Raw genomic sequence first — 9,097 nt, 5'->3', positions numbered from 1 at the left:
AGGAGCGGATGCGCCGCCTCATGGACGCCGTCGAGGATGCGATCTTCATGCTGAATCCGCAGGGCCAAGTCACGAGTTGGAACGGCGGCGCCTTGCGCGTGCTGGGCTTTCATGCGACGGAAATCATCGGGCGGCACTTCTCGCGTTTCTATCCGGTGGAAGCCATCGCGGCGCGCGAGCCCGAGCGCGAGCTGGCCGACGCGGCGGCATCCGGCCGGATCGAGAAGGAAGGGTGGCGCCTTCGCAAAGACGGTTCGCGGTTTTGCGCGAGCATTGTCGTAACGGCTGTGTATGGCGTGGCCGGCGAGCTAGTGGGGTTCGCCAAGGTGGTGCGCGATATCACCGAGCGCAATCAATTGCGGCAACTCGAATACGCGAGCGAATTGGGCGCGCGGATCGAAGCGACGCGCGAAGAAGAGAAAAAGCGGATTGCGCGCGAATTGCACGACGACCTCGGGCAACAACTCACCGCGCTGAAAATGGACCTGACCGCACTGACCTCGGAGGACGTGCCGCTCGCCGACGATCCCTCGTCGGCACTGGACGCCGTGCGCACGCGCGCACGGGCGATGCGCGACGCCGTCGATCACGCGATTGCCTCGGTGCGCCGGCTCGCGGCGGGCTTGCGGCCGGCCGTACTCGACGATCTCGGTTTGCTGCCCGCGCTCGAATGGCTGATCGACGATTTCCGTCAACGCTCGCGGCTCAGCATCGGCATGGCGACCAACGCCGAGGACGTCGTATTCAACGACGCGGCCTCGACGGCGATATTCCGGATCGTGCAGGAAGCGCTCACGAACGTCGTGAGGCACGCGCATGGCGCGACGGCGGTCGATGTTGCGCTGATCTGCACGGCGACGATGTGCGACGTCGCGATTCGCGACAACGGGACCGGCATCGATGCGGTGGCCGACGAGCAGGGGCGCCCGAGCCCATCCGGGCTGGCCGGTATCCGCGACCGCGTGCGCCGGCTCGGCGGTTCGGTCGTCATCGGGAGCGAAACGGGGGGAGGGTTCGCCGTTCGCTTATCGGTGCCGCGCGATGCCGTCGAGATGCCCGGCGAGGTTTGACGCGCCGCCCCGTGTGCGGCTCAGAACTGATAGTTCACGGCGAGATCGAACACCCCGGATGCGCGTGTCTGGGTGAGCGGGCTGTGCGCGGCTGCACCGACGAGCTGCTGGAACGCACCGTCGGCGCTCACGACCCAGTGCTTGTTGACGGTCCATGACGCCGAGACCCCGAAGCCGACTGAGCGGATGCCGGCCGAGGCATCGTACTGCCGGTAGCCGGAGCGGGCCGCTTGCGCCGCATTCACGCCGAACCAGCTATTCATATAGCGCGAATCGGCGATCGTCATCGTCGGGCCGGCAAACCATGCGAAGGTCTCGGAACTGCCGGGCATCGGCATATAGGCGCCGAGATCGCCGATCCATCCGTTGTCGCCGCCGAAATTGCGGCGTAGATCGGCGCGCAGCACGAGTGGAAACGATTTCGAGACGGCGTACTCGCCCAGCAGCCGCAGGCTGGGCGCGGGATTGATGTTGTCCAATCCGTGCAGGTGTTCGAGATCGTCCGCCGAGCGCCGCCCCAAATCGTAGGCTGCCGCTACGCCCACGCGCCAATTCGGCCCCGTGAGCACGTTCATGCCGATGCCTTCTCCCGTCGATAGAAAGAACCGGTCGCGATAGCGAATGTCGATGCTCGGTCCAGCCAGCATGCGATAGCGGTCGGAGCCGTCATAGCGCGGCTGGAAGCTCGCGGACGGGCCGATTCGAATGCGCCATGTCGGTAGGTTCGGCGCGAACATCTGCTCGAGCAAGATGCCCGACGAGTATTGCCACTCGGCGAGCGGAGAGGGGGTTTGCGCCTGCGCCGGTGTGCAGGCGAACGCCGTGAACAGCGCTCCCGCAACAGCGAGGCGCGGGGCCGCATGAGAGGTCGACATAGCGCTTTTTCCTTGTTCGATATCGCTATCGATATGGTTACAGAACGTCTAAGCAAATCGTGCCAGACCTCAGAGCAATGCGCATGCCCTTTTTTTTGTCGCCATGCGTTTTAGCGGGATCGTTATTTGCATCGATTCGCGACTGCGTCGAGACCAACCCGGGAGAAACACACGTGACCCAGCGCGACAATGCCGAAGCGACCGATGACGTCGTGCTGTGGCGCACGATTCGGCCGGCCATGGCCGATCATCGCCGCGTCCTCGTCGTGGACGACTACCGCGACGCCGCCGAAGCGTTGCAACTTTTGCTCGATGCGGACGGTTTCGAATGCCGTGCGACGAGCGATCCGCACGAGGCGTGCGCGATCGCGCGCGAATGGCAGCCGTTCGCCGTGCTGCTCGATATTGCGATGCCGGGACTCGACGGCTTGGAGGTGGCGCGGCGCCTGCGCGGCGATGCCGCGACCGCGCACATGCTGCTCATCGCGTGTACAGGCTACGCGTCCTCCGAAGATCGGGCTCGCGCACGCAATGCCGGATTCGACGCGCATTGCGCCAAACCCCTCACGCCGCAATTGATTCTGCGCGTGCTCGAATTCGCGAGCGAAGGCTCGCATCGCGTGGCCGACGATCTCGGCGACGCGTACGACGGTCGATCGCACGCGGGCCGTTAACGCCCATCAGCGGACACTAGGGAACGTCGCCCCGCGCCGCGACATCGGTTGCGCGCGCATGCATCCGCAAAAGCCCGCCGGCGGTCCTTGCCAACGCGAATATGGCGTGATTGAATCGCGCCGAGCCGGCGCGATGGCGCTCCGATGGCGCTCGTACGGCATTAGACACGCTCGCAGGAGGGGACCGTGAAGCATGGGTTGCACGCCTATTTCGTTGCGACGGTCGTCGCGGCCGCGACGTCCGTGACCTTAGCGCCTGTTTCCGCATGGGCAGGCGCACCGCGTGCCAACCACGGCAACGATCCATTTTTCCAGATCTCGCAAGCGATACCGGCTTGCCCGGTCCCGCTCGGGCCGTTGCAAACGCAGCAGGAGTGGCTGGCCGATTCGCATTACCGGATCGAACGCGGCAATAGTTGCTGGTGGGAAGGGCGCTGCAGGCTGCCGAACAGCTACCTGTACGACAAGGAAATCGAGGAAGCCGCCAAGCGCCGACTGACGAACGTCGAGCCTTCGACGCATTGGCGCGAGCATACGACGCTCTGGCTCACGCTCCAGCGACGATTCATTTACGTGGAAGGCTGCGTGGCGCCGGATTTCGATAAGCAGGCGTTTTTTTCCGAGCTGGCTAAAACGGCGGACGTCGAGCGCGTCGTCGACGAGACGATCGCCGATCCTGCTTCCGACGCGCTGCCTTACCGGACGCTCGCGAACCCGGACAAACTCGCCTATCCGCGCGACGGCGGTTGATCCTTCGGCGCACGCCGCTCGCGCCGGCCCCCCGCTCGCTTGCGCTTGTAGCGTTTCATCAACGGCGTGGCAGTCATGCCGTGCACGAATACCGAGGCCGCCACGACGGCCAGCGCATACGGCGCAAGCGGTGCGATATCGCGCTTGGCGCCGTGTTCGAGCGCATAGGCCAGGTAATACACGGTGCCGATGCCGCGGATGCCGAACCAACTCATCAAGCGGCGTTCCATCGGCTTGGCGCGCGAGCCGAGCAGCGACAATTCGACCGCAAGCGGACGCACCACGACGAACAGCACGAGCACGAGCGCCACGCTGCGCCACGTCACGAGCGGCGCGGCGAGCGTCCCGAGCAGATTGCCGACCATGATCATCATCGCCATCTCGGCGATGCGCTCGAGTTCGACGGTAAAGCCGAGCACTGACTCGGCCATGTAGGCGTGCGCCTTGTCGGGATGGGCGGCCGTCGCGGCGACATCCGAGGAGTCGATCGCACCGATTGCATCTTGCGGCGAGCGTGCGCCGGTCGCGCGATGCTCGACGCGGCGCATCGCCACGCCCGCGGCGAATGCCGCCAGAAAACCGAAGGTATGAAGGAGTTGGGCGATCCCGTACGACAGCTCGATCAGCCCGAGCGCGAAAAAGCCTTCGAGTCCGAGGGCTTGTGCGTACCGTGTACGCAACCAGGCGACCGCATGCGTCGTCGCGAAACCGAGTAGGGCGCCGATCCCGATGGCACCGATAAGGCCCCAAGCCGTCTCGAGCAGCGTGCTCGGCGAGAACACCGCGGGGCCGCCGGCTGCCCCGTTCGCGCACAACGCGAGTGCGCCCAGCGTGAACGGCAGGGCGACGCCGTCGTTGAGGCCGCCTTCGCCCGAGAGCGAGAAACGCACGATGTCGAGATCGTTGGCATCGCGCACTTGGACGTCGTGCGCGAGCACGGGGTCGGTCGGTGCGAGCATGGCCGCGAGCACCCAGGCCGGCCCCCAGGGCAACTTCAATCCCCATGCGCAAAAGAGCGCCAGCAACGGGACGGTGATGACCATTGCCAGCAGGCCCAGGCGCACCGGCAGCGACCATAGCGCCGCAAAAATCGGCGCGCGTAGGCGTAGGCCGATGGCAAAGAGCGAGGCCAGTAGCGCCACTTCGCTTAAGAGCCGCACGAGCGGTGCGTCCTGCTCGATATCGAGCGATAGCAACCCGAGACCGTTCGGCCCGAGCAGGAAGCCTGCGACGAGATAGAGCATGGCGCCCGTCAACGGCAGGCGCTTGAACAAGGAACTGGCCACGCCCATGCCGACGAACAGGCCGCCGACGATGAGGAACCAAATTGTCTCTCGCATCGGGGAGCCAGGCGCGCGGGCTCAGTGCGCGCGCCCGAACGCCTCGCGCAATTTTCCCTTGGCCGCCTGCAGCACTGCGCGGCGGGACTTCGGAAGATGCTTGCCGGCGCGGTTGATGTAGAAATTGAGCATCGACATCGCCGATTGATAGGGCGTGCCGCGCCGTCGCTTACTGGCGAGCGAGGAACGCTTCAACGATTGCGCGATGTCTTGCGCGCTCGCCGATTTGAAAATGCCCTGTTCGAGATCGAGTGCGTCGCTCTTTTGCATGACGTCGTGCGACCAGCGCCGCGGTGCGTGGCTTCGGCTCGACGCGGCGTGCGCCTTTTCGTGATGGGCGCGGCTTTGCGCGTGGCGCTGTCGCGGGGGGTGACCGGCGCGGCGTCGCGTCGACGAATGGGCGGAGGTGGAGGTCATCGGTTCGTTCCTGAGCAGGGTCGTCGGTAGGCGCCGCTATCGCGGCGCGGCGCGATCCGCCTCGCGGCGAATCCTAGCGGCGACGCAACCCGCATGCCATCCGCAGAATGATCCGAACCGAGTTTGGCACGGATGATGCGTCACCAGCACCGCCTCGCGAGCGGTGCCTCAAGGGCGGGCCCTCGCGGGCGAAGCCGTGTTTCGTAAATACAATTCGATGGAGAAAACCCATGGCGAACCAACCGTTTCTGTCGGACGTCCAGGCCATTCGCAAGCGTGCGCGCGAGCATATCGAAGAAGGGGCCGTGACCGCCGGCTATCAGGCCGATCGCGCAACGGTGCTCAAGCTGCTCAATGACGCGCTGGCGACCGAGATCGTCTGTACGTTGCGCTACCGCCGCCACTATTTCATGGCGAAGGGCATTCATTCGAAGAGCATCGCGGACGAATTTCTCGTGCATTCGAACGAGGAGCAGGGGCACGCCGATATGTTGGCCGAGCGGATCGTGCAGCTCGGCGGCGAGCCGAACTTCTCGCCGGACGGATTGCTCTCGCGCAGCCATGCCGAATATGTGGAAGGTACATCGCTCGTCGACATGATCAAGGAAGACTTGATCGCCGAACGTATCGCCATCGACAGCTACCGAGAAATCGTCAGTTTTCTCGGCGACAAGGATCCCACCTCGCGCCGCATCATGGAAACCATTCTGGCCGTCGAGGAAGAGCACGCCGACGACATGGCCGATCTGCTGACCGGCTTGCCGAGCGATTCCAAGCGTTGAAACGTGCGGCATAGGCACCGCATTTGCTGCGGTGCAGGCAGCACTTCACATCACATCGAGGAGCTGCGCCGATGACTACGAAATCGAAAACATTGGAAGGTTGCAAAGTCGCCATGCTGGCGATGGACGGCTTCGAAGAGGCAGAACTCGTCGAGCCGAAGCGAGCGTTGTCCGAGGCCGGCGCGTTGGTGCACGTCATCTCGAAGAAGCCTGGGCAGATACAAGGGTTTCGCCATACGGAGCGCGGCGGCATGGTGACCGTCGATGCGACGTTCGATCAAGTGCGGCCCGACCAATACGATGCGGTCGTGTTGCCGGGCGGCGTCGTCAACGGCGACGCCATCCGCTCGATCCCGGAAGCCCAGGCGTTCGTCCGCGAACTGGACGAAGCGCATAAGCCCGTTGCGGTGATCTGCCATGGCGGCTGGCTGCCGATTTCGGCCGGCATCGTCAAGGGACACACGATGACGAGCTGGCCGAGCCTGCAGGACGATCTTCGTAACGCCGGCGCGACGTGGGTCGACGAGGAAGTGGTCGAGGACGGCAATCTGATCACGAGCCGCAAGCCCGACGATATCCCGGCTTTCAACCGAAAGCTCATCGCCCAGCTCGAACATCGAGGCGCGGCGCGATGAATCCGGTGACGCCTGCGACGCGGGCGCGTCGAACGCACGAGGCACGACGGGGCCAACCGTGAACGTGACCTTCGAAGAAGATGCTCCCGTGTTCGACGGCGCGCAGATGGTGGTGCGGTTCGTCGCGCTGGTGGACGGCGTGGCGCTATCGTGCGCGATCACGGCCGAAGCGCTCGAAGATCATTTCGGCGCGCGTTCGACGCTCGAAGCCGAGCTGCTGCGCGCGTTCGCCGATGGGCGCGAACGGATTCGCGAAGTCTGCAAGCGCGCCGTCAAAGACAGCGGCGGCGCGGCCGTCGTTTTGCGCAGCGGCTTGTTTCGCATCGCACCGAACGGCATCTCGTGAAGGTCGAACGTGTCGATAGGCCATGCTCAATGCGCAACGGGCGACGTGCAATGAGCAATACGCAATACCCAATGAGTAGGGAGGACGTGTCATGTCGCTGATCGTCGCAGGTCGCTTTACGACATTTGCCGATGCGCAAACGGCTGCCAATCGGCTGTTCGAGGCGGGGTTCGTGCAGGAGGATGTGACGCTGTTCTTCGTGAACCCGCGCGGACAGCACGCACGTTTTCCCATCGGCGGCGATCGGTATGCCGATCCTCAGTCGGCCCATGCGTCCAAGGGTGCGGGCAAAGGCGGTGCGATCGGCGCGGTGATCGGCGCCGTACTGGGCGTGGCGCTGTTCAGCGCGTTTTCCTCGCCGTTTTTCGTCCTGCTGGTGGCCGCGGGCGTCGGGGCATACGTCGGTTCGCTGGCCGGGGCGATGTCGCATACGCGGGGCGGCGGCAAGCTGCAAGATCGCGACGTTCCGCATGAATCGCGCGATTCGGGCGTGCTCTTGGCTGTCCATGTGTCGCCGGACAATCAACTCGAAGCCGCCCGTGTTCTGCGCGAAGCGGGAAGCCTTGAAATCGAGCGCGCACACGGCCGCTGGCAGCACGGGCGCTGGGCCGATTTCGATCCCACCAAAGACGTCGAACCGCTCTCGGTGCCGCCGAGCGCCAGCGATGCCGAGTCGCGCACCGAAGCGCACGTCGAGCGGTGAGCCGAGCGTCGAACCGTTAGCGCGCCTCGTTAGCGCGGCTCGTTAGCGCGCCTCGTTCGCGCGCGTGTTGACCGGCTGCCCGATTTCATTCCCGACCATGGGTATTGCGCGAGATCGGCGTTTCGCCGCACCGCTCGCCTGCGCTCGTCCGGCCGTCGCGCCCGATCGCCGGTGATTCGATAGGCATAGTCATTGCAGTATGGGAGCGAGCGTTGCCTCGAACGAATCACAACGCTCAGTGCCTGCCGCGATGAAACTCGCGCGGCGGCGACGCCAGGGCCGACGCGCCGGCATTCATCAGGAGGACACGATGCTTCGATACGCCATTGTCTTTTTTATCATCGCGATCATCGCGGCCATCTTCGGTTTCACCGGCATCGCAGCCGGCGCAGCCGAGGTTGCGAAGATCCTATTCTTCATTTTCCTCGTCATCTTCTTGGCGACGCTCTTGATCGGCGTATTCAGGTGACGCGCTAGGGAGAATAATAGTCGTTGCCGTTGCAGGGCTTACGAGCGCTTTGCAAGGAATGCAGAGCGCTCGCCGGCATCGCTTGCGGGCCTTTGCATCGGCGTGCGTCGCCGGCTTCATGGCGCGCTTCCTGCGCGATTGCCGGCGAAAGGAGATTGGCCATGTCACGCGTGATTTGGAAAGGGGCGATCAGCTTCGGTCTCGTCAACGTACCGGTCCAGTTGCACGCGGCCACGCGGCCCGAACGGACGAGCTTCAATTTGCTCGACAAGGAAACCGCGGACCCGGTCGGCTACAAGCAAATCAACAAGCGAACCGGCAAGGAAGTGCGCCGCGAGAACATCGTGCGCGGCTACGAGTACGAGAAGAATAATTACGTCATCCTCACCGACGACGAAATCCGCTCCGCCAGCCCCGAATCGACGCAAACGGTCGATATCCTCGCGTTTGTCGAAGCGTACTCGGTGTCGTTTCTCTATCTCGACACGCCATACTACCTGGTGCCGGAACGGCAAGGGAAGAAAGCGTATGCCCTGCTGCGCGAAGCCCTCGCGAAGAGCGGAAAGATCGGCATCGCCAATGTGGTGCTGCACAACAAGCAGCATTTGGCCGCATTGATTCCTGCCGGCCCCGTGCTTGCGCTCAATACGTTGCGATGGGGCGGCGAAGTGCTCGACATCGGCGACCTCTCGCTGCCGCCGGCCGACCCGAAGGCGGCAGGCGTCAGTCCGCGCGAACTCGAAATGGCGACGAAGCTGATCGACGACATGACCGAGCAGTGGGAGCCCGAGCACTATCACGATACGTTCCGCGACGACATCCTGGCGCTCGTCGATCGCAAGGTACGCGAGGGCAAGACGCACGAGATCAGCGAAGGCGCGCGTGCACCGGCGCGCACGCGCGCAACCGCCGACGTGGTGGATTTGTCGGAGCTGCTCAAACGCAGCCTCGGCCGAGGCAAGGGCAAGCATGCGGCGTGACGCGCGAGCGGCCAAGCGTCGGTAACGCCTTTGGAAACTCATTCGAACGAGCGGAC

Annotated in this window: 11 protein-coding genes and 1 pseudogene; 9 read left to right on the top strand and 3 right to left on the bottom strand. The window is 64.3% G+C overall.

Features of this window, described 5'->3' with window-relative positions:
* A partial coding sequence (locus ACTHN9_RS27280; RefSeq protein WP_440539937.1) for a PAS domain-containing sensor histidine kinase occupies positions 1-1,070 on the top strand: 1,070 nt, incomplete at its 5' end.
* 20 nt (positions 1,071-1,090) lie between these two features.
* Here ACTHN9_RS27280 and ACTHN9_RS27275 read toward each other — a convergent pair.
* On the bottom strand, positions 1,091-1,945 hold the full coding sequence (locus ACTHN9_RS27275; protein WP_440539936.1) for a MipA/OmpV family protein: 855 nt from the start codon (positions 1,943-1,945) through the stop codon (positions 1,091-1,093).
* A 173-nt stretch (positions 1,946-2,118) separates the two neighbouring features.
* On the opposite strand from ACTHN9_RS27275, the gene ACTHN9_RS27270 reads away from it, so the two are divergent.
* Entirely contained in the window at positions 2,119-2,619 is a 501-nt protein-coding gene (locus tag ACTHN9_RS27270) for a response regulator (RefSeq protein WP_440539935.1), read from the top strand.
* Positions 2,620-2,862: 243 nt separating this feature from the next.
* Positions 2,863-3,369 carry a hypothetical protein gene (locus ACTHN9_RS27265; protein WP_440539945.1) on the top strand — a complete coding sequence of 169 codons (507 nt, stop codon included), beginning with the start codon at positions 2,863-2,865 and terminating at the stop codon, positions 3,367-3,369.
* On the opposite strand, the gene ACTHN9_RS27260 is transcribed toward ACTHN9_RS27265, so the two are convergent.
* Entirely contained in the window at positions 3,348-4,709 is a 1,362-nt protein-coding gene (locus tag ACTHN9_RS27260; protein ID WP_440539934.1) for a cation:proton antiporter, read from the bottom strand. The genes ACTHN9_RS27265 and ACTHN9_RS27260 overlap by 22 nt on opposite strands.
* A gap of 21 nt (positions 4,710-4,730) precedes the next feature.
* Positions 4,731-5,126, bottom strand: a complete 396-nt coding sequence (locus tag ACTHN9_RS27255) for a DUF3175 domain-containing protein (RefSeq protein ID WP_440539933.1) — start codon at positions 5,124-5,126, stop codon at positions 4,731-4,733.
* Between the two features lie 230 nt (positions 5,127-5,356).
* Here ACTHN9_RS27255 and ACTHN9_RS27250 point away from each other — a divergent pair, with 230 nt between their 5' ends.
* From ACTHN9_RS27250 to ku, 6 genes and pseudogenes are all read left to right on the top strand, one after another.
* On the top strand, positions 5,357-5,908 hold the full coding sequence (locus tag ACTHN9_RS27250; RefSeq protein WP_440539932.1) for a ferritin-like domain-containing protein: 552 nt from the start codon (positions 5,357-5,359) through the stop codon (positions 5,906-5,908).
* Between the two features lie 71 nt (positions 5,909-5,979).
* The gene (locus ACTHN9_RS27245; RefSeq protein WP_440539931.1) at positions 5,980-6,543 is read left to right on the top strand and encodes a type 1 glutamine amidotransferase domain-containing protein; all 564 of its coding nucleotides are present in this window, start codon (positions 5,980-5,982) and stop codon (positions 6,541-6,543) included.
* Positions 6,544-6,601: 58 nt separating this feature from the next.
* Complete coding sequence (locus tag ACTHN9_RS27240) at positions 6,602-6,889, top strand: DUF1488 domain-containing protein (RefSeq protein WP_440539930.1); 288 nt, start codon at positions 6,602-6,604, stop codon at positions 6,887-6,889.
* Between the two features lie 91 nt (positions 6,890-6,980).
* On the top strand, positions 6,981-7,592 hold the full coding sequence (locus ACTHN9_RS27235) for a hypothetical protein (RefSeq protein WP_440539929.1): 612 nt from the start codon (positions 6,981-6,983) through the stop codon (positions 7,590-7,592).
* 310 nt (positions 7,593-7,902) lie between these two features.
* Positions 7,903-8,061: a DUF1328 domain-containing protein gene (locus ACTHN9_RS27230; RefSeq protein WP_440539928.1), complete on the top strand. Its 159-nt coding sequence runs from the start codon at positions 7,903-7,905 to the stop codon at positions 8,059-8,061.
* Positions 8,062-8,222: 161 nt separating this feature from the next.
* Positions 8,223-9,038: pseudogene (ku, locus tag ACTHN9_RS27225) on the top strand (non-homologous end joining protein Ku); the annotation flags it as partial.
* Positions 9,039-9,097: the final 59 nt, after the last annotated feature.

Source organism: Trinickia sp. (assembly GCF_051953405.1).
In the GTDB taxonomy this organism is placed as follows: domain Bacteria; phylum Pseudomonadota; class Gammaproteobacteria; order Burkholderiales; family Burkholderiaceae; genus Trinickia.
Note: the sequence above shows the minus strand (reverse complement) of the source record. Positions and strands in the feature narration are given on the sequence as shown.

Coding starts and splice junctions, on each gene's coding strand:
- ACTHN9_RS27235 (WP_440539929.1), top strand. CDS start 6,981: ATGTCGCTGATCGTCGCAGGTCGCTTTACGACATTTGCCGATGCGCAA.
- ACTHN9_RS27250 (WP_440539932.1), top strand. CDS start 5,357: ATGGCGAACCAACCGTTTCTGTCGGACGTCCAGGCCATTCGCAAGCGT.
- ACTHN9_RS27260 (WP_440539934.1), bottom strand. CDS start 4,709: ATGCGAGAGACAATTTGGTTCCTCATCGTCGGCGGCCTGTTCGTCGGC.
- ACTHN9_RS27275 (WP_440539936.1), bottom strand. CDS start 1,945: ATGTCGACCTCTCATGCGGCCCCGCGCCTCGCTGTTGCGGGAGCGCTG.
- ACTHN9_RS27245 (WP_440539931.1), top strand. CDS start 5,980: ATGACTACGAAATCGAAAACATTGGAAGGTTGCAAAGTCGCCATGCTG.
- ACTHN9_RS27255 (WP_440539933.1), bottom strand. CDS start 5,126: ATGACCTCCACCTCCGCCCATTCGTCGACGCGACGCCGCGCCGGTCAC.
- ACTHN9_RS27230 (WP_440539928.1), top strand. CDS start 7,903: ATGCTTCGATACGCCATTGTCTTTTTTATCATCGCGATCATCGCGGCC.